Source organism: Streptomyces sp. NPDC001507 (genome assembly GCF_042894765.1).
In the GTDB taxonomy this organism is placed as follows: domain Bacteria; phylum Actinomycetota; class Actinomycetes; order Streptomycetales; family Streptomycetaceae; genus Streptomyces.
The window spans coordinates 89,740-116,637 of the sequence record NZ_JBIAVV010000018.1 but is presented as its reverse complement, the minus strand read 5'-3'; the positions used below and the strand labels follow the sequence as shown (position 1 = coordinate 116,637).

The following is a 26,898-nucleotide window of genomic DNA, read 5'->3' as shown; positions in this document are numbered from 1 at the left end:
TGATGTCAAGGGTGTTGGGTGCGGCATTCGGGGGTGTATGTCGGCTCTTTTTCCGGCAAGGCGTACAGAGATCGCTCATATTTCCGACAGGTCTCAACTAGGAAAAGACCCATCGGCAACCATGCATTCGATCTTGCCTCGCTGACGGGAAGTGGACTATACCTGTCGGCGTTTCCCGCATGACTTCCTGCACGACCCAGCACTACCCGACCGCGGTGCCGGGGAGGAACCGGTTCACCGCCTGAGTCCTGGAGAAGGCGAGGACTTGAGCATGGGATCCACGTCCGCAGCGCACCCCGGTTCCGATTCCGCAGCGACCCCCGGTTCCGAGGGTGTCGGCCGCCGCGATCTGATCAAGCGGTCCGCCGCACTCGGCCTGATTTCGGTCCCCACCGTCGGATTCCTCTCCGCCTGCGCCAGCAGTGGCGGCGGCGGCCAGTCCAAGGACAAGGCCGGCAAGAAGACGTCCAAGAACCCGCTGGGCGTCAACGACACCGCGCAGATGGAATTCGTCCTCTTCGACGGCGGATTCGGCAAGGAGTACGCCGAGGACGCGGTGAAGATCTACGAGAAGGACTTCCCGAAGGCCAAGGTCAAGTTCTCCGCCACCCAGAAGATCCAGTCCACGCTCCAGCCGCGCTTCAACCAGGGCACCCCGCCGGACCTCATCGACAACTCCGGCGCCGAGCAGATGGACATGGGCGTCCTCGTCGGCAAGAACCAGCTGGCCGACCTCACCCCGCTGCTCGACGCCCCGTCGTACGACGACCCGAACAAGAAGGTCCGCGACACCCTGCGCCCCGGCATCGTCGAGATGGGCCAGTTCGACGGCGACCCGGTCTGGATCATGTACTACGCCTACACGGTCTACGGCGTCTGGTACTCGCAGAAGGCCCTGGACTCGCTCGACGCGGAGTACCCGCAGACCTGGGACCAGATGATCGCCGTCTGCGAGAAGGCCAAGAAGAAGGGCATGGCCGGCTGGACCTACGCCGGCAAGTACCCGTACTACATCCCCTTCTCGCTCTACCCGATGATCGGCAAGGTCGGCGGTGTCGAGGTCCTGAACGCGATCGACAACCTGGAGCCGAACGCCTGGAAACACCCGGCCGTCAAGGCGTGTTTCGAGGCCTACTACGAGCTCTACAAGAAGGGCTACATCCTCAAGGGCACGCCCGGCCTCGACCACATCCAGTCGCAGACCGCCTGGGCCCAGGGCAAGGCCCTGTTCATCCCGAACGGCTCCTGGGTGGAGAACGAGTCGGCGAACGTCATCCCCTCCGACTTCAACCTCGCCGTCTCCGCGCCCACCGGCATCGACAAGAACGACAAGATGCCGTTCGGCACCATCTGGGCCTCCGGCGGCGAGCCCTTCATCGTCCCGGCCAAGGCCGCCAACGCCCAGGGCGGCATGGAGCAGCTGCGCATCATGCTCAGCGAGGCGTCCTCCAAGAACTTCACGACGAAGGTGAAGTCCCTGACCGCGTACAACGGCGGCACCGACGGCATCAGCCTCACGCCGGGTCTCACCTCGGGCGTGGCGGCGCTCAAGCTGGCCGGTTCGAACGTGGTCAACCCGCGGCTCCAGGACTGGTACGTGCAGCTCCAGAAGGAGAAGATCGGGGTCGCCGGTCTCGGCGAGATGATGGCCGGCCGGCTCACTCCGGCGGAGGCCGTCAAGAAGATCCAGGGCTTCGCCGACGAGGCCGCCAAGGACACCTCGATCAAGCACTACAAGCACCAGTAACCAGAAACCGTCTCGGCACCGGAGTGGCGATGCAGCACGGCAAGTACCGGTTCATCGTGGGGTTTCTCGCGTTGCCCCTCGGACTGTACGCGCTCTTCGTGGTGTGGCCGTTCATCCAGTCCATCTACTACTCGTTCACGGACTGGACCGGCCTGAGCCCCGAATTCAAGATGGTCGGCCTGGACAATTACCGGAGGATGCTGCACGACGACGTCTTCTGGAAGTCCTTGCAGCACAGCTTGATGTTCGCGGTCGTGCTGCCGCTGGTGACGATCAGCCTGGCGCTGTTCTTCGCCTTCATGATCAATGTGGGCGGCCGGAGAAGGAGGGGCGGCCCGGTCATCTCAGGGGTCCGGGGCTCCTCCTTCTACAAGATCGTCTACTTCTTTCCGCAGGTGCTGTCGATCGCGATCGTCTCGCTGCTCTTCGCCTTCGCCTACAACCCCGACAGTGGCGCGATCAATTCACTGCTCCGGGGAATTGGTCTGGACAATATCCAGCCGCTCTGGCTGGGCGACCCGAGCCTCGCCCTGTGGTGCGTGATGGCCGTACTGGTCTGGTCCACGGTCGGCTTCTTCGTGGTCCTCTTCTCGGCCGGCATGGCGTCCATCCCCATGGACCTCTACGAGGCCGCCTTGCTCGACGGCGCCGGCCGCGCCACCACCTTCTTCCGCATCACGCTGCCGCTGCTGTGGGACACCGTGCAGTCCGGCTGGGTCTACATGGGCATCCTCGCGCTCGGCGCCGAGTCGTTCGCAGTCGTACAGATCATGACGACAGGACCGGGCGGCCCCGACTACTCGACGACCGTGATGGTCCTGTACGTGTACCAGAAGGCGTTCCGGGACGGTCAGGCCGCCTACGCCACCACCATCGGCGTCGCCCTGCTGGTCGTCACGCTCGCCTTCGCGGCGGTCGTGATGCGGCTGGGCCGTCGCGAGCGGCTGGAGTACTGAAGCGATGACGACGACCGAGACCGACGTCACTGTCACCGAGGCCGAGCCCCCCGCGCCGAAGCCGGCCCGCCCGAAGCGCGAGGGCGGGGTCCTCAACGTCTTCTCCCACGGCATCCTGGTCATCTGGGCGGTCATGGTGGTCACCCCGCTGCTGTGGGCGGTGATGACCTCCTTCAAGGACGACCGGTCCATCTTCACCTCGCCCTGGGCGCTCCCGGACCGGCTGCACTTCGAGAACTGGGCGCGGGCCTGGACCGACGCCAACATGAGCGACTACTTCCTGAACACCGTCCTGGTGGTCGGCGGCTCGCTCATCGGCACCCTGGTCCTCGGCTCGATGGCCGCCTACGTCCTGGCCCGCTTCGACTTCCCGGGCAACCGCTTCATCTACTACCTCTTCATCGGCGGCATGAGCTTCCCGATCATGCTCGCGCTGGTCCCGCTGTTCTACGTCGTGAACAACCTGGGCCTGCTGAACACGATCCACGGCCTGATCCTGGTCTACATCGCGTACTCGCTGCCGTTCACGGTCTTCTTCCTCACGGCGTTCTTCCGCACGCTGCCCACCTCCGTGGCCGAGGCGGCCTTCGTCGACGGCGCCTCGCACACCCGTACGTTCTTCCAGATCATGCTGCCGATGGCCAAGCCCGGCCTGATCAGCGTCGGGATCTTCAACTTCCTCGGCCAGTGGAACCAGTACATGCTCCCGACGGTCCTCAACACGGACCCGGACAAACACGTCCTCACCCAGGGCCTGGTCCAGCTGGCCGTCAGCCAGGGCTACAAGGGCGACTGGTCCGGCCTCTTCGCCGGCCTGGTGATGGCGATGCTCCCGGTCCTCGCGGCGTACATCGTCTTCCAGCGCCAGGTGGTGGCGGGTCTGACGGCGGGTGCTCTGAAGTAGCCCGAACGTTCGCAACCCGAAAGAGGGCGCCCTTGTACCGGCGCCCACGAGCGCGCCCCGAAGGGGCGCGGGAAACTGCGCGACCAGCCACGACGGCGCCGCACCCGACCCTCCGCGCGCGCCCTTCGACCTGCTGACCAGTGGCCTGGACGTGTCCGTCGCGTGTCCCTCAGGCAACCTCCGAACCGCCAACGATTTCTGTCAAGGACTTGACGTCGGTAACCCGTTCAGCAGAGCTTGGAGTTCATAACTTGTAAGTGACCCGGTCTCAGTGAGGTGATCTGGGTCACGTTGGCGGCACCGTGGCCGCCTCCGATGGCGGGAGTGGATGGGTCGATGGAGACTCCGGGGTCGCAGTCGTCGCTGCACCGAGCCAACCTGGAACGTGTCGTACGGGCCGTACGTCTGGCCGGATCGCTCACGCAGGCGGAGATCGCGCGCACGACCGGCCTGTCGGCCGCAACGGTCTCCAACATCGTGCGCGAGCTCAAGGACGGCGGAACCGTCGAGGTCACGCCCACGTCGGCGGGCGGCCGCAGGGCTCGCAGCGTGAGCCTGAGCGGTGACGCCGGCATCGTCATAGGGGTCGATTTCGGCCACACCCACCTGCGCGTCGCGATCGGGAACCTCGCCCACCAGGTGCTGGCCGAGGAGTCCGAGCCGCTCGACGTGGACGCGTCGTCCAGCCAGGGCTTCGACAGGGCGGAAGAGCTGGTCAACCGCCTGATCGCGGCGACCGGCGTGGACCGCTCGAAGATCGCCGGCGTGGGTGTCGGCGTCCCCGGCCCGATCGACGTCGAGTCCGGCACCCTCGGCTCCAGCGCCATCCTGCCCGGCTGGATCGGTGCGAGACCCGCGGAGGAGCTCCGGCTCCGCCTCGGCGTCCCCGTGCACGTCGACAACGACGCCAACCTCGGCGCCCTGGGCGAGCTGGTCTGGGGCAGCGGCAAGGGCGTCCGCGATCTCGCGTACATCAAGGTCGCGAGCGGTGTCGGCGCCGGTCTGGTGATCAACGGGAAGATCTACCGGGGCCCCGGCGGCACGGCTGGCGAAATAGGACATATTACACTCGACGAGTCCGGTCCGGTCTGCCGCTGCGGCAACCGCGGCTGCCTGGAGACCTTCGCGGCGGCCCGCTACGTGCTGCCGCTGCTCCAGCCCGGTCACGGCCCCGACCTGACCATGGAAGGCGTCGTACGGCTGGCCCGGGACGGCGATCCGGGCTGCCGTCGCGTGATCGGCGACGTCGGCCGCCACATCGGCAGCGGGGTGGCCAATCTCTGCAACCTGCTCAACCCGAGCCGGGTGGTCCTCGGCGGCGACCTCGCCGAGGCCGGAGAGCTGGTTCTGGGGCCCATCAGGGAGTCCGTGGGGCGCTACGCGATCCCCAGCGCCGCACGTCAGCTCTCGGTGCTTCCGGGCGCCCTCGGCGGCCGTGCGGAGGTGCTCGGAGCGCTCGCTCTCGCGCTCAGCGAGATGGGCGATTCGACCCTTCTGGACGGATCTGTACCTGTCATCGCACCTGCCTTCACTTAGAGAACGCATGGCGCCGTTGCCATCTCGTTAAGTATTTACTTCTTGACGTCGAACTTGCGGCCGAGTTGACTTCGAGCCACCTCGGCCGCAGCGTTGCGGCCCTGTCAGGGAGGCACCCCCAAATGAACGCAACGATGCGTAGAGTCGTGATCGGCACCGCCGCGGTTTCCATGGCGCTGTCCGTCGCCGCCTGTGGCAAGGCCGGCGACAGCAAGAAGAGCGACTCGAGCAGCAGCAGCTCCTCCGGTGGCAAGACCATCGGCCTGCTGCTCCCCGACAGCGTGACCGCGCGCTACGAGAAGTTCGACCACCCGTACTTCGAGGCGCAGGTCAAGTCGCTGTGTGCCGACTGCACCGTCGACTACGCGAACGCCGCCGGTGACGCCGCCAAGCAGGCCCAGCAGGTCAGCACCATGGTGACCAAGGGCGTCAAGGTCATCGTGATCTCGGCCCAGGACTCTGCGGCCATCAAGTCCTCCATCGACGCGGCCGTGGCCAAGGGCGTCAAGGTCGTCGCGTACGACCGCCTCGCCCAGGGCAAGGTCTCGGCGTACGTCTCCTTCGACAACGTCAAGGTCGGCGAGCTCCAGGGCCAGGCCCTGCTCGACGCCCTCGGCTCCAAGGCGACCACCAAGTCGAAGATCGTCATGATCAACGGTGACGACGCCGACCCGAACGCCGGCCAGTTCAAGCAGGGCGCGCACAAGGCCCTCGACGGCAAGGTGAACATCGCCTACGAGCAGTCCGGCCTGTGGAAGGACACCGTCGCCGCGCAGAAGATGAAGGCGGCCATCACCCAGCTCGGTGCCAAGAACATCGCGGGTGTCTACTCCGCCAACGACGGCATGGCCGGTGGTATCGCCACCACCCTCAAGGGCGCCGGCATCAGCGGCATCCCGCTGACCGGTCAGGACGCGGAGCTCGCGGGCATCCAGCGCATCGTCGCCGGCACCCAGTCCTCCACCGTCTACAAGGCGTTCAAGCCGGAGGCCGACGCCGCCGCCACGATCGCCGTGGACCTGCTGCAGGGCAAGAGCATCTCCTCGCTCGCCACCACCACGCAGACCAGCGGTTCCGGCGACCAGGTGCCCTCGCAGCTGCTGACCCCGGTGTCGGTCACCAAGGCCAACATCAAGGACACGGTGATCAAGGACGGTCTGTACACCGTCTCGGACATCTGCACCAGCGAGTTCGCCAAGGCCTGCAAGGCCGCCAACCTGCAGTAGTCCCGCCCTGGAGCCCTGAGGCTCCGGCCGCCAGCGCCCGGGTGGTCGCAGTACGACACCCGGGCCCCGGCCGCCCGACACGCCGGCCCTTCCGCAAGGTGCCCCGGCCGTCCGGCGGTCTCGCGAAACCCCTCCGACGCCCGCTCCGGCCTTCATACCCCGCTGCCGGAGCGGGCGTCGGACGGACCCGTTGCCAAGCGCAGCGGATTCGCGCATGTTCATCTTGTAAACCGCGTGCGTTCCCCGACGACAGTCCGGGGTACCGCACGACCCTCCGCGCCTGATCACCAAGCGCGGCATCCCCGCCGGTCAGGCGGCGAAGGAGATGGTTCACGTGTCCGCTACGCCCGTGCTGGCGTTGCGCGGAGTCTCCAAGCGATTCGGTGCGGTCCAGGCCCTCACCGACGTCGATCTGGAGGTCCACGCCGGAGAAGTGGTCGCCCTGGTGGGCGACAACGGCGCAGGAAAGTCGACCCTGGTCAAGACGATCGCGGGTGTGCACCCCATCGATGAGGGCGTCATCGAGTGGGAGGGCAACTCCGTCAGCATCAACAAGCCGCACGACGCCCAGGGACTGGGTGTCGCGACGGTCTACCAGGACCTCGCGCTCTGCGACAACCTCGACGTGGTGGGGAACCTCTTCCTCGGCCGTGAGCTGCTGCACCGCGGCGTCATCGACGAGGTCACGATGGAGAAGCAGGCCCGCGAGCTGCTGAGCACGCTCTCCATCCGCATCCCGAGCGTCCGCATCCCGATCGCCAGCCTCTCCGGCGGTCAGCGTCAGGTCGTGGCCATCGCCCGCGCCCTGATCGGCGACCCCAAGGTCGTCATCCTCGACGAGCCCACCGCCGCCCTCGGTGTCGAGCAGACCGCGCAGGTCCTCGACCTGGTCGAGCGGCTGCGCGAGCGCAACCTCGCCGTCATCCTCATCAGCCACAACATGGCCGACGTCAAGGCGGTGGCGGACACCGTCGCCGTGCTGCGTCTGGGCAAGAACAACGGTTTCTTCCCCGTGAAGAGCACCAGCCAGGAAGAGATCATCGCCGCGATCACGGGTGCCACGGACAACGCCGTGACCCGTCGTTCCGAGCGACGCACCACGGAGGCGGCAAAGTGAGCGAGACGTCGAACAAGACCGTGAAGGGCGACGAGTCGCCCGAGCTCGGCAAGACCGAGGCGGCGGCCCCGACCACGGTCGCCCCCGCCGACGACCCGACGGCCGCGCCCGTCACGGTCGTCGACCCGCGGCTGCTGGTCCGTGAAGAGGGCTTCAAGGGCTACCTCACGGAGTTCACCCGCCGGGTGAAGGGCGGCGAGCTGGGCTCGCTGCCGGTGGTCGTCGGCCTGATCATCATCTGGACCATCTTCCAGGTGAAGAACAGCCTGTTCCTCAGCGCGGACAACCTCTCCAACATCAGCTACTTCCTCTCGGCCACCGGCATGCTCGCCATCGGCCTGGTGTTCGTGCTGCTGCTCGGCGAGATCGACCTGTCCGTCGGCTCGGTGAGCGGTCTGGCCTCCACGGTGTTCGCCGTCTTCGTGGTCAACCACGGAATGAACCAATGGCTGGCCCTGATCCTCACGATCATCACGGGCATCGGCATCGGTGCGCTGCACGGCTGGTTCTTCGCCAAGATCGGCGTACCCGCGTTCGTGGTCACCCTGGCCGGCTTCCTCGGCTGGAACGGTCTGATGCTGTGGCTGCTGGGCTCCAGCGGCACGATCAACATCCCGGCCGACAGCGGCCCGGTGAACCTCCTCGGCCAGAGCTCCTTCTTCATGAACCAGGCCATCATCGGCGCCTACCTGCTGGCCGGCCTCGGTGTCGTGCTCTCGGCCCTGGGCCAGTTCAACGAGCAGCGCCGGCGCCGTGCGGCGGGTGTGCCGTTCCGGCCCACCAGCGAGATCCTGATCCGCGTCATCCTGCTCGCGGTCGCGTCCTTCGCGGCGGCGGCCGTGCTGAACAACGCGGCCGGTGTCTCCAACGCGCTGGTGATCTTCCTCGCGTCGCTGGTCATCGTCGACTTCGTGCTGCGCCGCACCACGTACGGCCGCAAGGTCTTCGCGGTCGGCGGCGGCATCGAGGCCGCCCGTCGTGCCGGTATCAGCGTGCCGATGGTCCGCATCACCGTGTTCGCGATCTCCGGCGGCTTCGCGGCGATCGGCGGCATGTTCTTCGCCGGCCAGACGGCGAGCGCGACGCTCAACGCCGGTGGCGGCAACACGCTGATGCTCGCCATCGCGGCGGCCGTCATCGGTGGTACGTCGCTGTTCGGTGGCCGCGGTACCGTCTGGTCCGCGCTGCTGGGCATGCTGGTCATCCAGTCCATCCAGACCGGCCTCGACCTGCTGAACATGAACACGTCGATCCAGTACATGATCACCGGTGGCGTTCTGCTGGGTGCGGTCGTCATCGACTCCGTCTCCCGCAAGAGCCAGAAGGCGGCGGGGCGCGGCTGACGCCGATCGCCGTCGGGGGTGCGGTGACGGTGCGGCTGACTCGCCGTCGTGGCTGGTCGCGCAGTTCCTCCCCCAGCCTTCGGCCGGGGGTACCCCCAGCGCCCCTAGGTTTTTGACTGTGCCCGGCACTGGACAGTGCCGGGCACAGTCGTGTCATAGGTGGGGGTCAGGATGGGTACAGCCGATCGCGTGACCCATGACCCAAGGGCCGGAGTCGTTCCGCCCGGGCGGAACATTAGACTCGACGAGCCCGGCAACAGCTCGATCAGCTCTACTGCAAGGAGGCACGGGTGCCGCTGCTGACCCGTATCAGGGGACCGCGCGATCTGGACCGGCTCAGCCCCGAGGAGCTGGTCCAGCTGGCAGAGGAGATCCGGAGCTTCCTCGTGGAAGCGGTCTCCAAGACCGGCGGACACCTCGGTCCCAACCTGGGCGTGGTCGAGCTCACCATCGCCCTGCACCGCGTCTTCGACTCCCCGAAGGACAAGGTGCTCTGGGACACCGGCCACCAGTCCTACGTGCACAAGCTGCTGACCGGCCGCCAGGACTTCTCGAAGCTGAAGCAGAAGGGCGGCCTGTCCGGCTACCCCTCGCAGGCCGAGTCCGAGCACGACGTCATCGAGAACAGCCACGCCTCCACCGTGCTCGGCTGGGCCGACGGCATCGCCAAGGGCAACCAGCTGCTCGAACGCGACAGCCACGTCGTCGCCGTGATCGGTGACGGCGCCCTGACCGGCGGCATGGCCTGGGAGGCGCTGAACAACATCGCCGACGCCAAGGACCGCCCGCTCGTCATCGTCGTCAACGACAACGAGCGCTCCTACGCCCCGACCATCGGCGGCCTCGCCAACCACCTGGCGACCCTGCGCACGACGGACGGGTACGAGCGGTTCCTGGCCCGCGGCAAGGACCTGCTGGAGCGCACCCCGGTCGTCGGCAGGCCGCTCTACGACACCCTGCACGGCGCCAAGAAGGGGCTGAAGGACTTCATCGCCCCGCAGGGCATGTTCGAGGACCTCGGCCTGAAGTACGTCGGCCCGATCGACGGCCACGACATGGAGGCCCTGGAGTCGGCGCTCGCGCGGGCCAAACGGTTCGGCGGTCCGGTCATCGTGCACTGCCTCACCGAGAAGGGCCGCGGCTACCAGCCCGCCCTCCAGGACGAGGCCGACCGCTTCCACGGCATCGGCCCCATCCACCCCGACACCGGCCTGCCCGTCAAGGCCTCCGGCGCCGACTGGACCTCGGTCTTCGGCGACGAGATGGTCGAGCTCGGCAAGGAGCGCGGGGACATCGTCGCCATCACGGCGGCCATGCTCCAGCCGGTCGGCCTGAAGAAGTTCGCGGACACCTTCCCGGACCGCATCTACGACGTCGGCATCGCCGAGCAGCACGGCGCCGTCTCCGCGGCCGGCCTCGCCACGGCCGGCCTGCACCCCGTCTTCGCCGTGTACGCCACCTTCCTCAACCGCGCCTTCGACCAGGTGCTGATGGACGTGGCCCTGCACAAGTGCGGGGTGACCTTCGTCCTGGACCGGGCCGGCGTCACCGGCACCGACGGCGCCTCCCACAACGGCATGTGGGACATGTCGATCCTCCAGGTCGTCCCCGGCCTCAGGCTCGCCGCCCCGCGCGACGCCGACCAGGTCCGCGCCCAGCTCCGCGAGGCCGTCCAGGTCGACGACGCCCCGACGGTCGTCCGCTTCTCCAAGGGCGCGGTCGGCCCCGCCGTCGCGGCCGTCGGCAGGATCGGCGGCATGGACGTGCTGCGCGAGCCCGGCACCGACACCCCGGACGTGCTCCTGGTCTCCGTGGGCGCCCTCGCCCCCATGTGCCTGGAGATCGCCGGCCTCCTCGACAAGCAGGGCATCTCGACGACCGTGGTCGACCCGCGCTGGGTCAAGCCGGTCGACGAGGCCATGGCACCGCTGGCCGAGCGCCACCGGGTCGTCGTCACGGTCGAGGACAACAGCCGCGTCGGCGGCGTCGGCTCCACCATCGCCCAGGCCCTGCGCGACGCGGGCGTAGACGTCCCGCTCCGCGACTTCGGCATCCCGCCCCGCTTCCTCGACCACGCGTCGAGGGCCGAGGTGATGGCGGAGATCGGCCTGACCGCTCCGGACATCGCCCGCCAGGTCACCGGATTGGTCGCGAAGCTGGACGGCACGACGACGGAGGTCGACTCCGTGGCGCCCGCGAGGGACTGAGCTGCAACGCGCCCTGAAGGGGCGCTGGGGGTACCCCCGGCCGAAGGCTGGGGGAGGAACTGCGCGACCAGCCCCCACCGGCCGGCAGACCCCGACGAGACACGAACCACCCCGACGGGTCGGTCCCGCTCACCTCTCCGGTGGCGAGACCGACCCATCTGCGTGAACCTGCCCTTGCCGGGGCATACGCACCCCCGGCCCTCTCGATCATGTCGAGGACGACAAACGTGGGAGGTAGGCACGTGGGCAGTACCCTCTTCAGGACAAAGAACGTCGAACAGTCCCTCAGGGACACCGAGGAACCGGAGCACGCGCTAAGGAAGTCGCTCTCGGCCCTGGACCTCACGGTCTTCGGCGTGGGTGTCATCATCGGCACCGGCATCTTCGTCCTGACCGGCACAGCCGCCAGGAACACCGCAGGGCCCGCGGTGGCCCTGTCCTTCGTCGTGGCCGGCGTCGTCTGCGGCCTCGCCGCACTCTGCTACGCCGAGTTCGCCTCGACCGTCCCGGTGGCCGGCTCCGCGTACACCTTCTCGTACGCCTCCCTCGGCGAGTTCCCCGCGTGGATCATCGGCTGGGACCTGGTCCTCGAACTCGCGCTGGGCACGGCGGTGGTCGCCGTCGGCTGGTCGGGGTACATCCACTCGCTGCTCGACAACGCCGGCTGGCACCTGCCCGAGTACCTCAGCGGCCGCGACGGCGCCCACGGCTTCGGCTTCGACATCCTGGCCGCCGCCCTGGTCCTCGCCCTCACCGCGATCCTCGTCGTCGGCATGAAGCTCTCCGCCCGGGTCACCTCGGTCGTCGTCGCCATCAAGGTGGCCGTCGTCCTGGTCGTCATCATCGCGGGCGCCTTCTTCATCCACAGCGGCAACTACAGCCCCTTCGTCCCGCCGAAGGAGGCCGTGCCGGCCGGCGGCAACCTCAAGGCCCCGCTGATCCAGCTCATGATCGGCTGGGCGCCCTCCAACTTCGGCGTGATGGGCATCTTCACCGCCGCCTCCGTCGTCTTCTTCGCCTTCATCGGCTTCGACGTCGTCGCCACCGCCGCCGAGGAGACCCGCAACCCCCAGCGTGACGTACCGCGCGGCATCATCGGCTCCCTCATCATCTGCACCGCCCTCTACGTCGCCGTGGCCGTCGTGGTGACCGGCATGCAGAAGTACAGCGAGCTGTCCGTGGACGCCCCGCTCGCCGACGCCTTCAAGGCCACCGGGCACCCCTGGTTCGCCGGCCTGATCAGCTTCGGCGCCGCCGTCGGCCTGACCACCGTCTGCATGATCCTGCTGCTCGGCCAGTCCCGGGTGTTCTTCGCGATGAGCCGGGACGGCCTGCTGCCCCGCTTCTTCTCGCACACCCACCCGAGGTTCCGCACCCCGTACCGGCCGACCATCCTGCTCGGTGTCGTCATCTCGGTCGTCGCGGGGTTCACCAGTCTCAGCGAACTCGCCGAACTCGTGAACATCGGCACGCTCTTCGCCTTCATCGTCGTCGCGATCAGCGTGATCATCCTGCGCAACACCCGGCCGGACCTGGAGCGGTCCTTCCGCACCCCCTGGGTGCCGGTGCTGCCGGTCCTGTCCGTGCTGGCCTCGCTGTGGCTGATGCTCAACCTGCCCGCCGAGACCTGGCTGCGGTTCGCCGTCTGGATGGTCATCGGCTTCGTCGTCTACTTCCTCTACGGCCGTACGCACAGCCGCCTCGCCCAGGCCGAACGGGCCCCCGCCGACGCTCCGTGACCGGCAGTCTCGCCACCCCGGCCCCGTATGTCCCGTCCTGATGGGACTGCGGGGCCGGATAGCGTGCTCCCCATGCTTCTCGCGCCCCACGCCCCGCCACGGTCCGTAGTCGCAGGGAAGGGGTACTGGACGCGGCTGCTGCCCCTGCTCGCCGTGCTGGCCTGCGTGACCCGGGTGCCGTCCTTCCTCCGGCCGCTCTGGAACCCGGACGAGGGCTATCTGGCCGTCCAGGCACGCATGCTGGCGGGCGGCGGGCAGCTCTACGAGACGGTGGTGGACCGCAAGCCGCCGCTGCTGCCATGGCTGTACGAGGGGACGTTCGCGGTCTTCGGGTCCGGATCGCTCACCCCGGTCCGGGTCCTCGCCGTACTGGCACAGCTGGCCACCGCGGCGCTGCTCGCGTCCGTCGCCCGGCGGCGCTGGGGCGACCGCGCGGGCCGCACCGCCGGGGCGCTGTACCTGCTGGTCTCGGTCGGGCTCAACCCCGAGGACGCGCAGGCGGCCACCTTCGAGGTGTTCATGCTGCCCTGCACGGCCGCCGCGATGTGGTGCGCCGACCGGCGCCGCTTCGCGGCGGCCGGGGCCGCCGTCGCCTGCGCCTTCCTCACCAAGCAGACCGGCGGGGCCGTCCTGCTGCCGGTGCTCTATCTCCTCAACCGGTACGGCGGGCCGCGCGCCGGCCTGCTCCGGCTGGCGGCCGGCGCCGCCCTGCCCGTCCTGGGCGCGGCCCTGGCCACCGACCCGGCCGGCTTCACCTTCTGGACGGTCACCGGATCCGGCGCCTACGCCTCCTTCACCGGCTCCGAACTCCACGTGCTGGCACGAGCGCTGACCAACACCGCGATCCTCGGCGCGGCCTCGGCCGGCCTGCTCCCGCCCATCGCGCGGACCCTGCGCATCGCCCGCACCGGCGCCGCCGACCTGTGGCTGTGGCTGGCCGCGTCGGTGGCCGCAGTCACCCTCGGCTTCCACTTCTTCGGCCACTACTTCCTGCAACTCACCCCGCCCCTCGCCCTGTTGGCCACGGCCGCGCTGCAGGTGCTGCCGCGGGAACGGACCTCGGCCGCCGTCCTCGCCTCGGCCTGCGCCTGCACCCTCTTCCTGACCTGGGGCGCCCTCGCCCCCCGCCCCGAACTCGCGCACGCGCAGCGGCTGGCGCTCACCCTCGACCGCCGTACCGCTCCCGGCGACCGAGTCCTGGTCTGGGGCATGCACCCGGAGACGTACTGGCTCGCCGACCGCACCCCCGCCACCCGCTACCTCACCGCCGGCCTCCTCACCAACTTCAGCGGCGGCCGGGACGGCCCGCAGGTCGGCGAGAAGTACGCCGTCGCCGGCACCTGGCCCGTCTTCCGCGCGGAACTGGCCGACCGGGCACCGGCCCTGGTGATCGACGACTCCCGCGGCAAGCCCTACGGCCCCGACCGCGTCCCGAGCCTGCGCAGGCTGCTCGCGGCCGGCTACGAGCACGCGGGCGAGGTGGACGGGGCGGTGCTCTACGTCAGAGCGCCGGGGAACTGAGTCCCGTAAGGGGCGCGAGGCTGTATTCGTATGCGGCTCCGCCGCGCGGGCGCGACCGGCCACGACGGCGCCGCAGTCGACAGCCGGCCTGTCGCGGTGTTGCAAGTCAGGGCGCCGGGGGAACAGGCGGTCGCGGCAGCGCCCCGTAAGGGGCGCTGGGGGCCCCGGCCGAAGGCTGGGGGAGGAACTGCGCGACCAGCCTCCACCGGCCCGCAGGCGAACGAACCGCCCACCAGCGGAGCGCTACAGCAGCGCGCTCGGCCCGATCACCTCGGCGCCCAACTCGGTCACCCGACTCCGCAGTTCACGGTCGGCGGTGACGACGAGCCGGGGCCGGCCGGGGTCCTCGGCGGCCAGCTCCACGATCCGGTCGTCGCCGCTGCCGGGTGCCGACTCCACCCGTACGCCGGGCACCGACGCCACCCCGCGGGCCGCGCCCTCGACGACGAGCACCAGCTCCACCGGCGTCGGCCGGCCGGGCAGCCCTCGCTCGGCGAGCCGGTCGCGGAGCCGTTCGGCGGCACCCTTGCGGTCCCGCCACCAGCCGTCCGGCCGCGACCCGACGACGTTGGCGCCGTCGACGATCACCAGCAGGGGAGCTCTGTCTTCCATGCCCCAAGCCTCGCACGCCCGGGGCCGCCCCACTGCTGCGAACGGCCCCGCTTAGAGTGAAGCCGTGAACGGCGACTGGCTCCTCCGCGGCCGTGACGGCCGGCTCAGTGTCTATCTGCCGTCCGGCGACGCCGTGCTGTGCCGGGCGGAACGCGGACCCGGCGCGCCCTGGGGCACGCCCCGGAAAGTGGGCGGCGAGCAGCGGCTGCATCCCGGCTTCGCGGTGGGTCGGGGCGTCGACGGGTACGCCCATCTGGTCGCCTGGCGCCCCACCGTGAAGGGCGAGTCGGGGCTCGTCCACTCCACCCACTTCCGCCCGCACCTGGCCGCCCTGGACTGGCAGTCGGTCGGCCACCCGAACAGGAAGGGGGAGGTGACCGGAGCCCCGGCCGTCGCCGTGGACGCGGCGGGCCGCGCTCATGTCTTCGTCCGCAACCAGGGGCGCGGGCTGAGCATGGTCGCCCAGAAGGAGAAGGGCGGCTGGGAGCCCTGGCGGGACCTGAAGGGGCGGCTGGTCGAGGACGGGCTCGCCGCGGTGACCGGCGAGTCCGGGCGCGTCGAGGTGTACGCTGCCGTGCCCGGCGGGATCGTGTACTGGCGTCAGGAGGAGGCCGGTAAGCCGCCCGTGCAGCTGGAGGCGCTGGAGGCCCCGGTCCGGCCCGGCACCCTCACCGCCCTCGCCACGTCGGCCGAGAGCACCACGCTCTACTACACCGACGAGTCCGGCGACCTGTGCGCCTGGCGCCCGGGCGGCAAGCCGTACGCCCTGCTGCCCTCCGCCGGGCCCGGCCCGGTCGCCGCGGTCCGCTGCGAACTCGACGGGTACGACTGCACCCTGCTCGCCCAGCGCTCGGCGAGCGGCCGGGTGGCCTTCGCCGCCTACCCGACCCAGGACGAGCGGGCCGGCGCCTGGTGGACCGAGTCGGGACCGCAGCTCCCGGCCGACGCCAGGGTCGCCCTGACCACCGACGAGGCGGGCCGGGTGACCGCGGCGAGCCTGTCCCCGTCCACCGGTCAGCTCCTCCTCACCGGCCGTAAGGACGAACCGGGGCTGGCGCTCGAGGCCTGGCGGCAGCTCTGACGCGCTCCGGGCCCTTCGCAGCCGGGTCTGCGGGCCCGGAGCCCGAGGCACGGCGGGGGGCGCGCGTGCGCCATGATGAGCACCGTGGACAACCAGACACTCATCGACGCCTGGCGGCGTCTGCTCACCGGCTCAGGCAAGTCATGGGTGCTGTTCGCGCACGGCACCTGCGTGGTGCTCGAACACCCCACCGGCGATGTCGCCGAGCAGGCCGTCGGCATTCTTGGCGAGTTCGGTCCCATGCATGTCGCCACGGCGGCGGGTGACTTCCGTGTGCTCGAACTCAACCAGGGCGACGGCTGGCTGGTGACGAGCCACCATCCGGACGTCATCACCTTCGTGCCGCGCGACGACCCAGAGGACCCGTCCCACCTGGCCGTCGGCCTCCTGGGCCGCTCCCGCCGCGACCTCGACGGCACGGAACTGAGCGTCGTCCACGTCGAGGTGACTCCGCCCTCCTGAAGCGGGTGCGACCGGTGCGTCCCCGGCACGCCGATGCCCGGCACACCAGTCGGTGTGCCGGGCATCGCGTCCGTACGGACGCGGCTACGCCGGGACGCTCGCCACGCCCGGGGCCAGGAACTTCCTGCCGTTCACGCGCTCGGAGACGCCCTCGCGGTCCAGGTACGGCGTGATGCCGCCCAGGTGGAAGGGCCAGCCGGCGCCCGTGATCAGGCAGAGGTCGATGTCCTGCGCCTCGGCGACGACACCCTCGTCGAGCATGAGCCCGATCTCCTGGGCGACGGCGTCCAGGACGCGGTCCCGGACCTGCTCCTCGGTGAGGACGGAGTCACCCTGCTTGAGCAGCGCGGCGACCTCGGGGTCCAGCTCCGGCTTCCCGCTGTCGTAGACGTAGAAGCCGCGCTTGCCCGCCTTGACGACGGCCGCGAGGTTCGGGGAGACCGTGAAGCGGTCCGGGAAGGCCCGGTTGAGGGTCTCCGAGACGTGCAGGCCGATGGCGGGACCGACCAGCTCCAGGAGGACCAGCGGGGACATCGGCAGGCCCAGCGGCTCGACCGCCTTCTCCGCGACCTCGACCGGGGTGCCCTCGTCGATGACGTTCTGGATCTCGCCCATGAAGCGGGTCAGGATGCGGTTGACGACGAACGCCGGGGCGTCCTTCACCAGAACCGCGGTCTTCTTGAGCTTCTTGGCGACGGCGAAGGCCGTGGCCAGCGAGGCGTCGTCGGTCTGCTCGCCGCGGACGATCTCCAGGAGCGGCAGGATCGCGACCGGGTTGAAGAAGTGGAAGCCCACGACCCGCTCGGGGTTCTTGAGCTTCGACGCCATCTCCGTCACCGACAGCGAGGAGGTGTTGGTGGCGAGGATCGCGTGCGCCGGGGCGACCGCCTCGACCTCCGCGAACACCTGCTGCTTGACGCCGATCTCCTCGAACACCGCTTCGATGATGAAGTCGGCGTCCGCGAAGCCCTCGGCCTTGTCCAGCACGCCGGTGACCAGGGCCTTGAGGCGGTTGGCCTTGTCCTGGTTGATACGGCCCTTGCCGAGCAGCTTGTCGATCTCGGCGTGGACGTAGCCCACACCCTTGTCGACGCGCTCCTGGTCGATGTCGGTCAGCACGACCGGCACCTCAAGGCGGCGCAGGAAGAGCAGCGCGAGCTGCGAGGCCATGAGGCCCGCGCCCACCACGCCGACCTTGGTGACCGGGCGCGCCAGGTTCTTGTCCGGAGCGCCCGCGGGCCGCTTGCCGCGCTTCTGCACCAGGTTGAACGCGTAGATGCCGGCGCGCAGTTCACCGCCCATGATCAGGTCGGCGAGCGCCTTGTCCTCGGCGTCGTAGCCCTGCTGCAGGTCGCCGTTCTTGGCGGCGGCGATGATGTCCAGCGCGCGGTAGGCGGCCGGGGCGGCGCCGTGCACCTTGGAGTCGGCGATGAACCGGCCACGGGCGACGGCCTGGTCCCAGGCCTCGCCGCGGTCGATCACCGGGCGCTCGACCTCGATCTCGCCCTTCAGTACCTGGGCGGTCCAGATCAGCGACTGCTCCAGGAAGTCGGCACCCTCGAAGAGGGCGTCCGCGATGCCCAGGTCGAAGACCTGCTGCCCCTTGAGCTGCTTGTTCTGGTTGAGGCTGTTCTCGATGATGACCGAGACGGCCTTGTCGGCGCCGATCAGGTTCGGCAGCAGCGCGCAGCCGCCCCAGCCCGGGACCAGACCGAGGAAGACCTCGGGGAGGGAGAACGCCGGGATGGCCTTGGAGACGGTCCGGTACTGGCAGTGCAGACCGACCTCGACGCCACCGCCCATGGCGGCACCGTTGTAGTACGCGAAGGTCGGCACGGCCAGGCCCGCGAGGCGCTTGAAGACCTCGTGACCGCCCTTGCCGATGGCCAGCGCGTGCTCGTGCTCCTTGAGGAGCTCGACGCCCTTGAGGTCCGCGCCGACCGCGAAGATGAACGGCTTGCCGGTGATGCCGACACCGACGATCGCGCCCTCGGCCGCCTCCTTCTCCACCTGGTCGATCGCGGTGTTGAGGTTCGCCAGCGAGGCCGGGCCGAAGGTGGTCGGCTTGGTGTGGTCCAGGCCGTTGTCCAGGGTGATCAGCGCGAAGCGGCCGGCCCCGGCCGGCAGGTCGAAGTGGCGTACGTGCGCCGACGTGACGACCTCGTCGGGGAACAGGTCCGAGGCCTGCTTCAGAAGCTCGGCGGTGGTGCTCACTTGTCCCCCTCGAAGTGCGGGTTCTCCCAGATGACCGTCGCGCCCATGCCGAAGCCGACGCACATCGTGGTCAGGCCGTAGCGGACGTTCGGCTGCTCCTCGAACTGGCGGGCCAGCTGCGTCATCAGACGGACGCCGGAGGAGGCCAGCGGGTGACCGAAGGCGATGGCGCCGCCGTACTGGTTGACGCGCTCGTCGTCGTCCGCGATGCCGTAGTGGTCGAGGAAGGCCAGCACCTGCACGGCGAAGGCCTCGTTGATCTCGAACAGACCGATGTCGGAGATCGACAGACCCGCCTGGGCGAGGGCCTTCTCGGTGGCCGGGATCGGGCCGTAACCCATGACCTCCGGCTCGACGCCCGCGAAGGCGTACGACACGAGGCGCATCTTCACCGGCAGGTTGTTCTCGCGGGCGAAGTCCTCGGAGGCGATGATCGAGGCGGTCGCACCGTCGTTGAGACCGGCCGCGTTACCGGCGGTGACCCGGCCGTGCACACGGAACGGGGTCTTGAGACCGGAGAGGCTCTCCAGCGTCGTGCCCGGGCGCATCGGCTCGTCGGCCGTCACGAGACCCCAGCCGGTCTCGCCGCCCTCCGGGTTGGTCCGGCGCACCGAGATCGGCACCAGGTCGGCCTGGATCTTGCCGTTGGCGTACGCCTTGGCGGCCTTCTCCTGCGAGCGCACCGCGTACTCGTCCGCGCGCAGCTTGGTGATCTGCGGGTAGCGGTCGTGCAGGTTCTCCGCGGTCATGCCCATGAACAGCGCGGACTCGTCGACCAGCTTCTCGCTGACGAACCGCGGGTTCGGGTCGACGCCCTCGCCCATCGGGTGGCGGCCCATGTGCTCGACACCGCCGGCGATGGCGACGTCGTACGCGCCGAAGGCGACGGAACCGGCGACCGTGGTGACGGCGGTCAGGGCGCCGGCGCACATGCGGTCGATGGAGTAGCCGGGCACGGAGGTCGGCAGGCCCGCGAGGATGCCCGCGGTACGGCCGATGGTCAGACCCTGGTCACCGATCTGCGTGGTCGCGGCGACGGCGACCTCGTCGATCTTCTTGGTGTCCAGACCGGGGTTGCGGCGCAGCAGCTCCCGGATCGCCTTCACGACGAGGTCGTCGGCCCGGGTCTCGTGGTAGATGCCCTTCGGGCCCGCCTTGCCGAACGGGGTACGGACGCCGTCGACGAAGACGACATCCCTGACGGTACGAGGCACGATTGGCTCTCCTCCAGGGTGCGGGATGGCACTGCTGCGATGCGCTGAGCGCGCGCTCAGGGCCCATGCTACTTATGAGTAACGTGACTGCCCAGTCCTGGAGGGGGGAGCGGCGAAGGTCACATGGCAAGCGGGCCGCGCCGCAGCGCCCCGGCAGGGGCGCGAGGAACCGCGCGACCAGCCGCATCGGACCCGCAGACCGGTACGGCGCGCATCACGGGGCCGGTGGATGGCTGCCGCGCGGACGGCTCGGTGTGCGGCGTGCCCAACTCGAAGATGCGGGCATTGCCCGTCAGCAGCCGCCGGGTACGGGCGGGCCGGGACCGATGCGCGGGTGACGTGGGCACAGGGGCTCCTCTCAGATCGTGGTGCAGGTATCCGGACGGTCGTCGGTCCGTGTCATGAGGGGCGCCGCGAGCGCGCAGACCAGCAGCGGCCCGTGGCCGGCCGTGTCGTCGTACGCGAGCCGGACGGTGGCCGGACCGCGGACCACGCCGAGCGCGTCGAGCACCCGGACCGTGTAGCGCGCGAGGGCCTGCGCCGCCGGGCCGCTCGGCGGGCGCGGTCCGGCGGGTGGGTCCGCCCGCAGCCCGGTGACGACGTGCTCGGGCCGTCCGTCCGGGCCGGGGCGGGTGACGGTGCCGACCGTGTACCGGCGGCGACCGGGCAACTCGGTCAGGACCAGGTGCGGGCTGCCCGAGTGCCGGGCGGCCGCGTGCCACAGCGCGGGCCAGGCCGTGTCGAGGCGGCCCACGTCCGCGCATTCCACCTCGTCGACCGGCGTTCCGGCGGCTGCCGGGGCGAGCAGATAGCCGGCCGCGGGGTACGACCGTGCCCAGGCCGCGGCCTCGGCCGGACACGCGGTACGGATGCCCCGCGGCGCCGGGATCCCCAGCCGGGCCAGCCGTGCCGCCTGGGCGCCGCGGTCGTATCTCAGCGAGGAGGACGCCGGATCGGGTCCGGGGAGGCCGAGCTGCCAGGCGATCCGCTCGGCCAGTTCGATGCCCCCGGTCCCGCCCGCGACGACGGCGGACACCTCCAGCGCCCGCAGCGCCTTGACCGTCTGCCGCAGCCCCCGGTGCACGACCGTGCCGCCGTACCCGGCGGGCGGCGCCGCGTTCCGGTACGCCGGCGGGCGCAGCCGGTGCTCCGGAAGGACGGCCACGGTCCGCCAGCCGTGCCGGGCGAAGGCCCGCGGACACGGTCCGCCGCCCTCGTACGGTGCGACCACCGCCGCGGTACCGGCGGCTGGATCGGCCCCTGACACGGTCGCGGCGGCGGAAAGGGCGGTGGTCATGACGGCGGTCTCCCGAGCGGATGTCGGCGACGGCGGGGCCGGGGTGCGGCCCGCCGCCCGGCCGGTGAAAGTGTCTGAAAGGGCACTGCCGTACCGGGCCGGGCCGACTGCCCGGGCCCCGTGGTGCCGAGCCCGTTTGGACCGAGTGGTCTCTTCTGCTCTGCTTCCCCCTTGTGGCGGCCTGCTCCTGCTGAACAGGCCGTCGTGTCCTGGGAATACCGGGCAACCTGACGGAAGCGGGAGACGGTAGTCCGGACCGGTCGGCCGGTCGAAGAGGCGTGATGTCTGTTCTGTCGTGACGGTCTCCAGGCTAGAAGGGACCGTTCGGTCTGTTCTGATGCGGCCAGTCTGGAACCCTGGCACGGTCACGTCAAGCGAGCGCGGGTCGCGGGCGGTGCCCACCGCGACGGGAGACGGGGGCCGGAGCGCTTTTCCGCAATCCCGTGAACCTCTCGCCCGATCCGGCCCCCGCGGTAGTATCGGGACGCTGATCAGCGCGTACGCGAAGGCGAGTTCCGAAATGCGTGCGCAGCTTTCCCGGACAATGCCCGTTCGGTCATGAACCCGTCGATGGGCCTCGAAGGCGAGATCGAATGAGCAACCCGCGCAGGCCGCGACGTCAGCAACAACGCGCCATCGACACCAGGCAGCGAATCCTCGACACCGCCGGCGCGCTTTTCGTGAAGGACAGCTACGAAGGCATGTCGGTCGGCGACCTCATCACCGCCGCACGGACCAGCAAAGGGGCCTTCTACCGGCATTTCCCGGGCGGAAAGATCGAAGTGGCGACGGCCATCATGCACGACACGCTGACCATGGACGGCCTGCGGGAACAGCGGATCATGCTCCAGGAAGTGGTCGACATCGGAATGATCCTGGCCTACCGGATCTCCCGAGAGAACGCCCTTCGGGCCGCTTTGCAGCTGTCGTTCCACAGCAGTGCGCCGGAGACCTACGGAACTCCGTGGCCGGACTGGATCGCATTCAATACCGGGCAGCTCACGGAAGCGCGCCGACGCGGTGAGCTGAAAGCTTTCGTCGATGTCGAGGAGCAGGCCTGCCAAATCGCGGGGAACTGGGCCGGAGTGGTGCTCGTCACGAACACCCTCGACCGGCACATGCGGAATGTCGAGGCGCGGATCTCCCGCATGTACCGCAACCTGCTGACCGCGATCGCGGTTCCGGACCTCCTGCCCGAGATCGACTTCTCCGTGCACCGGGGCAGGCACCTCTACACCGAGTTCCTCGAAGGCCCGGCCGACGAGGCGGAGCCGGAACCACCGCAGGGCGAACCGTCCGAGCAGCCCGGGGGCGAGTGAGCGCGGCGGAACGGCCGCCGGCACCGGACGCCGACCGTCCGCCTAGGCGGACAGCGCCGCCACCAGCACCGGTGTCACCTGCTCCACCTGCCAGGGCCGGGCGCCGTATCCCACCAGCGCGGCCCCCACGGTCTCCGCGTCGATCACCTGCGGCGGCTCCCAGCAGAGCCTGCGCACGGTGTCCGGCGCGATGAGGTTCTCCTGCGGCATGGTGAGCTGCTCGGCCAGCGCCGAGACCGCGGCCCGGGCCGCCGACAGGCGTGCCGCCGCGGCGGGGTCCTTGTCCGCCCACGCCCGGGGCGGCGGCGGCCCCGTGACGGGCTGTCCCGGCTGCGGCAGCGCGGCGTCCGGCAGCGCCTTGGCGCGGTCCACCGCCGCCTGCCACTGCTCCAGCTGCCGCCGCCCCATCCGGTGGCCGTAGCCGTTCAGCCCCGCGAGGGCGTGCACGTTGGCCGGCAGCGCCAGCGCGGCCTCCACGATCGCCGTGTCACTGAGCACCTTGCCAGGTGACACGTCCCGCTTCTGCGCGATCCGGTCCCGGGTCTGCCACAGCTCACGTACCACCGCCAGCTGCCGGCGCCGGCGCACCTTGTGCATTCCCGACGTGCGGCGCCAGGGGTCCTTGCGCGGCTCGGCCGGCGGCGCGGCCGCGATCGCGTCGAACTCCTGCCGCGCCCACTCCAGCTTCCCCTGCCGGTCCAGCTCCTTCTCCAGGGCGTCCCGCAGGTCGACGAGGAGTTCGACGTCCAGCGCCGCGTACCGCAGCCAGGGCTCGGGCAGCGGCCGGGTCGACCAGTCCACGGCGGAGTGGCCCTTCTCGAGCACGAAGCCGAGGACGCCCTCGACCATCGCGCCCAGCCCGACCCGGGGGAACCCGGCGAGCCGGCCGGCCAGCTCGGTGTCGAAGAGGCTGCTGGGCGTCATGCCTATCTCGCGCAGGCAGGGCAGGTCCTGGGTGGCCGCGTGCAGCACCCACTCGACGCCGGCCAGCGCCTCGCCGAGGCCGGACAGGTCGGGGCAGGCGACGGGATCGATCAGCGCGGTTCCGGCGCCTTCGCGGCGCAGCTGGACGAGGTAGGCGCGCTGGCCGTAGCGGTAGCCGGAGGCGCGCTCGGCGTCGACGGCGACGGGTCCGGAGCCGGCGGCGAAGGCGGCGATCACGCCGGCCAGCGCGGCCTCGTCCACGACCACCGGCGGAATGCCCTCACGGGGCTCCAGCAAAGGGACCGGCGCCCCCGTCACAGAAGATCCGGCGTCGTCCGGAGGAGTGCCCCCGGTGGTGCGCAGTGAACTGTCTGCTGCGGTGTCTTGGGCGTCCGTCACATGTCAAGGGTATCTGTGTGTGGACGGCGCCCGTCGACGGAACGTTCCGTCGACGGGCGCCGGAGGGTCGTAAACCAGTCAGGCCGGTGAAAGATCAGGTCCACGAACGGGGGACAACAGCTTACGGGGTGACGCCGGGCCGGCGGCCGGACCGGCCGTCGACGGTCGGCCGCCGCTGGTGGGCAATCGGTGGTGGACGCAGACAGTGGCAGGCCGTCGGAGAGGATCGGTCAGTGGATGATGCCGGTGCGCAGGGCAACGGCGACCATCCCGGCGCGGTCGCCCGTGCCGAGCTTGCGGGCGATGCGGGCGAGGTGGCTCTTGACGGTCAGGGCGGACAGCCCCATCGAGACACCGATCGCCTTGTTCGACTGGCCTTCGGCGACCAGCCGGAGCACCTCGACCTCACGGCCGGAGAGCTCGCGGTAGCCGCCCGGGTGGCTCGGGGCACCCGGGGGGCGGCGGTGCATACGGGCGGCGGAGCCCATCGGGGCGGCACCGGGTCGGGTGGGGAGCCCGATGTTGGTGCGGGTGCCGGTGACGACGTAGCCCTTGACACCGCCGGCCAGGGCGTTGCGCACGGCGCCGATGTCGTCGGCGGCGGACAGGGCCAGGCCGTTGGGCCAGCCCGCCGCGCGGGTCTCGGACAGGAGGGTCAGGCCGGAGCCGTCGGGGAGGTGGACGTCGGCGACGCAGATGTCGCGGGGGTTGCCGATGCGGGGACGAGCCTCCGCGATGGACGAGGCCTCGATGACGTCGCGCACACCGAGCGCCCACAGGTGGCGGGTGACGGTGGAACGGACGCGCGGGTCGGCCACGACCACCATGGCGGTGGGCTTGTTCGGGCGGTAGGCGACCAGGCTTGCGGGCTGCTCTAGGAGAACGGACACCAGGCCTCCTGGGGTGGGGGGACGGGGCCGGCTTGTGGGGAAGAAGCCGGGACGAACCGTGCTTTCAAGGTCACAGTCGTCTTCGGCACCAAACCCGTCCGCCTTTAGAGAATGATCACGATCTGGTGAGTAACAATACGTGCAATTCGGACACGCGATCGATCATCCGAAGATCGAATCGGTTCGGGCCGTTGCCGTACGGGACAGAAAGTGGCCGTATCGACAAAGGGATGGTCAATGAAGGGTGAGTCGACGGGACTCGGGTGGACAGGGTGATTCGGCGGGACCCGAGTGGACGGGTCCCCGGTCCGTGACGGTGCGGCTCAGCGCGCCTGCGGGTCACGGCGCTGCGGCAGCGTGACCACCGAGGCGTCGCCGGGGGCGGCCGGCGGCAGACCCGCCACCTGTGCCAGCAGATCGCACCAGGAGGCGAGGTGGCCGGCGGTGTCCGGGACGCCGGCGCGGCCCTCCCGGGGCGTCCAGGACGCCCGGATCTCGATCTGCGAGGCGGCGGGGCGCGCGGACAGCCCGCCGAAGTAGTGCGAACTGGCGCGCGTCACGGTCCCGCTCGGCTCGCCGTACGCCAGGCCGCGCGCCTGGAGCGCGCCGGTCAGCCACGCCCAGCAGACGTCCGGCAGCAGCGGATCGGCCGCCATCTCCGGCTCCAGCTCCGCGCGGACCAGCGTGACCAGCCGGAACGTGCCGTGCCAGGCGTCGTGGCCTGCCGGGTCGTGCAGCAGTACGAGCCGCCCGTCGGCGAGATCCTGCTCGCCGTCGACCACCGCGGCCTCCACGGCGTACGCGAACGGGGCGAGGCGCTGCGGGGCGGGCGTCGGCTCCACCTCGACCTGCGGCCGCAGCCGGGCACCGCGCAGCGCGTCGACCGCGGCCCGGAAGGCCGGCGGTACCGGTGGCGCCGCACTCCCGGCATGTCCTTCGTCCTCCCCGGTGTCCTTCCCCTCGCCCATCCCGCCAGCGCCGTCCGACAGTCGTCCCTGAGCCGCAGCCATGCGGGGAAGAGTAAGGGGAACGACGCCTTCGCGCAGGGAGAGACACCACCTAAGGACCATGTAAGGGCGGCGCGGGCCCGGGTTCCGGGGCGTGCGAGACTTGCCGTCGTGAGTGCGAACGGAAGCCCCGCGGGCCAGCAGCCGACAGCGACGTACGACAGCCCCTTCCTGAAGGCGTGCAGGCGTGAACCCGTGCCGCACACCCCCGTGTGGTTCATGCGCCAGGCCGGCCGTTCGCTGCCGGAGTACCACAAGGTGCGCGAGGGCATCCCGATGCTGGAGTCGTGCACGCGGCCCGAGCTGGTCGCCGAGATCACCCTCCAGCCGGTCCGCCGGCACCACGTGGACGCGGCGATCTACTTCAGCGACATCGTCGTCCCGCTCAAGGCCATCGGCGTCGACCTCGACATCAAGCCCGGCGTCGGCCCGGTCGTCGCCCACCCGATCCGCACCCGCGGCGACCTCGCCCAGCTCCGCGACCTCACCCCCGAGGACGTCTGGTACGTCACCGAGGCGATCGGCCTGCTCACCGCCGAGCTCGGCCCGACCCCGCTGATCGGCTTCGCCGGCGCCCCGTTCACCCTCGCGAGCTATCTCGTCGAGGGCGGCCCCTCGCGGACGTACGAGAACGCCAAGGCGATGATGTACGGCGACCCGGAGCTCTGGGCCGACCTGCTCGACCGCCTCGCCGACATCACGGGCGCGTTCCTCAAGGTGCAGATCGAGGCCGGCGCCTCCGCCGTCCAGCTCTTCGACTCCTGGGCCGGGGCGCTGGCCCCCGCCGACTACCGGCGCTCGGTGCTGCCCGCCTCCGCGAAGGTCTTCGACGCCGTCGCCGGATACGGCGTCCCGCGCATCCACTTCGGCGTCGGCACCGGCGAGCTGCTCCAGCTCATGGGCGAGGCCGGTGCGGACGTCGTCGGCGTCGACTACCGGGTACCGCTCGACGAGGCCGCCCGCCGCATCGGCCCCGGCAAGGCGCTCCAGGGCAACCTCGACCCGACCGTCCTGTTCGCCGGCAAGGACGCGGTGGAGACCAAGGCGCGCGAGGTGCTCGACGCGGCCGCCGGTCTCGAGGGCCACGTCTTCAACCTCGGCCACGGCGTGATGCCGTCCACCGACCCCGACGCGCTGACCCGCCTCGTCGAGTTCGTCCACACCGAGAGCGAGCGCTGACCCG

General features: G+C 70.3%; 21 protein-coding genes. 14 read left to right on the top strand and 7 right to left on the bottom strand.

What is annotated here, in order from left to right:
- The first annotated feature begins 271 nt into the window (after positions 1-271).
- The 10 genes from ngcE to ACFY0K_RS43185 all read left to right on the top strand — a co-directional run bounded on the left by ngcE (position 272) and on the right by ACFY0K_RS43185 (position 14,296).
- Positions 272-1,747 carry an N-acetylglucosamine/diacetylchitobiose ABC transporter substrate-binding protein gene (ngcE, locus tag ACFY0K_RS43230; protein ID WP_390644522.1) on the top strand — a complete coding sequence of 492 codons (1,476 nt, stop codon included), beginning with the start codon at positions 272-274 and terminating at the stop codon, positions 1,745-1,747.
- Positions 1,748-1,776: 29 nt separating this feature from the next.
- Entirely contained in the window at positions 1,777-2,703 is a 927-nt protein-coding gene (locus ACFY0K_RS43225) for a carbohydrate ABC transporter permease (protein ID WP_093498536.1), read from the top strand.
- Between the two features lie 4 nt (positions 2,704-2,707).
- Positions 2,708-3,607: a carbohydrate ABC transporter permease gene (locus ACFY0K_RS43220; protein ID WP_390644521.1), complete on the top strand. Its 900-nt coding sequence runs from the start codon at positions 2,708-2,710 to the stop codon at positions 3,605-3,607.
- A 336-nt stretch (positions 3,608-3,943) separates the two neighbouring features.
- Entirely contained in the window at positions 3,944-5,143 is a 1,200-nt protein-coding gene (locus tag ACFY0K_RS43215; RefSeq protein ID WP_390644520.1) for an ROK family transcriptional regulator, read from the top strand.
- A 134-nt stretch (positions 5,144-5,277) separates the two neighbouring features.
- Positions 5,278-6,369: a sugar ABC transporter substrate-binding protein gene (locus tag ACFY0K_RS43210; protein ID WP_390644519.1), complete on the top strand. Its 1,092-nt coding sequence runs from the start codon at positions 5,278-5,280 to the stop codon at positions 6,367-6,369.
- Positions 6,370-6,694: 325 nt separating this feature from the next.
- Positions 6,695-7,486 (top strand): ATP-binding cassette domain-containing protein, encoded by a 792-nt coding sequence (locus tag ACFY0K_RS43205; RefSeq protein ID WP_093498532.1) that lies wholly within the window; start codon positions 6,695-6,697, stop codon positions 7,484-7,486.
- The gene (locus ACFY0K_RS43200) at positions 7,483-8,829 is read left to right on the top strand and encodes a sugar ABC transporter permease (RefSeq protein WP_390644518.1); all 1,347 of its coding nucleotides are present in this window, start codon (positions 7,483-7,485) and stop codon (positions 8,827-8,829) included. The genes ACFY0K_RS43205 and ACFY0K_RS43200 overlap by 4 nt, the downstream gene beginning before the upstream one ends.
- 290 nt (positions 8,830-9,119) lie before the next feature.
- Positions 9,120-11,036, top strand: coding sequence for a 1-deoxy-D-xylulose-5-phosphate synthase (gene dxs, locus ACFY0K_RS43195; protein ID WP_390644517.1), 1,917 nt, complete (start codon positions 9,120-9,122; stop codon positions 11,034-11,036).
- A 242-nt stretch (positions 11,037-11,278) separates the two neighbouring features.
- Positions 11,279-12,775, top strand: coding sequence for an amino acid permease (locus ACFY0K_RS43190; protein WP_390644516.1), 1,497 nt, complete (start codon positions 11,279-11,281; stop codon positions 12,773-12,775).
- A gap of 72 nt (positions 12,776-12,847) precedes the next feature.
- Positions 12,848-14,296: a glycosyltransferase family 39 protein gene (locus ACFY0K_RS43185; RefSeq protein ID WP_390644515.1), complete on the top strand. Its 1,449-nt coding sequence runs from the start codon at positions 12,848-12,850 to the stop codon at positions 14,294-14,296.
- A gap of 243 nt (positions 14,297-14,539) precedes the next feature.
- Here the strand turns inward: ACFY0K_RS43185 and ACFY0K_RS43180 are convergent, their stop codons facing one another.
- Positions 14,540-14,908 carry an NTP pyrophosphohydrolase gene (locus tag ACFY0K_RS43180; protein WP_351962573.1) on the bottom strand — a complete coding sequence of 123 codons (369 nt, stop codon included), beginning with the start codon at positions 14,906-14,908 and terminating at the stop codon, positions 14,540-14,542.
- 64 nt (positions 14,909-14,972) lie between these two features.
- Between ACFY0K_RS43180 and ACFY0K_RS43175 the strand changes: the two genes are divergently transcribed.
- Together ACFY0K_RS43175 and ACFY0K_RS43170 are read left to right on the top strand one after the other, a co-directional pair.
- Positions 14,973-15,989: a hypothetical protein gene (locus tag ACFY0K_RS43175; protein ID WP_390644514.1), complete on the top strand. Its 1,017-nt coding sequence runs from the start codon at positions 14,973-14,975 to the stop codon at positions 15,987-15,989.
- Between the two features lie 75 nt (positions 15,990-16,064).
- Positions 16,065-16,451, top strand: a complete 387-nt coding sequence (locus ACFY0K_RS43170; protein ID WP_390644546.1) for a hypothetical protein — start codon at positions 16,065-16,067, stop codon at positions 16,449-16,451.
- Positions 16,452-16,535: 84 nt separating this feature from the next.
- Here ACFY0K_RS43170 and ACFY0K_RS43165 read toward each other — a convergent pair whose 3' ends face one another.
- The 3 genes from ACFY0K_RS43165 to ACFY0K_RS43155 all read right to left on the bottom strand — a co-directional run bounded on the left by ACFY0K_RS43165 (position 16,536) and on the right by ACFY0K_RS43155 (position 21,176).
- The gene (locus tag ACFY0K_RS43165) at positions 16,536-18,665 is read right to left on the bottom strand and encodes a 3-hydroxyacyl-CoA dehydrogenase NAD-binding domain-containing protein (protein WP_390644513.1); all 2,130 of its coding nucleotides are present in this window, start codon (positions 18,663-18,665) and stop codon (positions 16,536-16,538) included.
- Positions 18,662-19,879: an acetyl-CoA C-acyltransferase gene (locus ACFY0K_RS43160; protein WP_351962576.1), complete on the bottom strand. Its 1,218-nt coding sequence runs from the start codon at positions 19,877-19,879 to the stop codon at positions 18,662-18,664. Before ACFY0K_RS43160 ends, ACFY0K_RS43165 begins: the two co-directional genes overlap by 4 nt.
- Positions 19,880-20,237: 358 nt before the next feature.
- On the bottom strand, positions 20,238-21,176 hold the full coding sequence (locus tag ACFY0K_RS43155) for a hypothetical protein (protein ID WP_390644512.1): 939 nt from the start codon (positions 21,174-21,176) through the stop codon (positions 20,238-20,240).
- Between the two features lie 593 nt (positions 21,177-21,769).
- On the opposite strand from ACFY0K_RS43155, the gene ACFY0K_RS43150 reads away from it, so the two are divergent.
- Positions 21,770-22,495, top strand: a complete 726-nt coding sequence (locus ACFY0K_RS43150) for a TetR family transcriptional regulator (protein ID WP_390644511.1) — start codon at positions 21,770-21,772, stop codon at positions 22,493-22,495.
- 42 nt (positions 22,496-22,537) lie between these two features.
- Here ACFY0K_RS43150 and ACFY0K_RS43145 read toward each other — a convergent pair whose 3' ends face one another.
- From ACFY0K_RS43145 to ACFY0K_RS43135, 3 genes are all read right to left on the bottom strand, one after another.
- Positions 22,538-23,818, bottom strand: coding sequence for an HRDC domain-containing protein (locus tag ACFY0K_RS43145; protein ID WP_390644510.1), 1,281 nt, complete (start codon positions 23,816-23,818; stop codon positions 22,538-22,540).
- 230 nt (positions 23,819-24,048) lie between these two features.
- Positions 24,049-24,708: a response regulator transcription factor gene (locus tag ACFY0K_RS43140; protein WP_093498522.1), complete on the bottom strand. Its 660-nt coding sequence runs from the start codon at positions 24,706-24,708 to the stop codon at positions 24,049-24,051.
- A 323-nt stretch (positions 24,709-25,031) separates the two neighbouring features.
- The gene (locus ACFY0K_RS43135) at positions 25,032-25,718 is read right to left on the bottom strand and encodes a DUF3000 domain-containing protein (RefSeq protein ID WP_390644509.1); all 687 of its coding nucleotides are present in this window, start codon (positions 25,716-25,718) and stop codon (positions 25,032-25,034) included.
- A 108-nt stretch (positions 25,719-25,826) separates the two neighbouring features.
- Between ACFY0K_RS43135 and hemE the strand changes: the two genes are divergently transcribed.
- Complete coding sequence (gene hemE / locus ACFY0K_RS43130; protein ID WP_390644508.1) at positions 25,827-26,894, top strand: uroporphyrinogen decarboxylase; 1,068 nt, start codon at positions 25,827-25,829, stop codon at positions 26,892-26,894.
- Positions 26,895-26,898 lie beyond the last annotated feature (4 nt).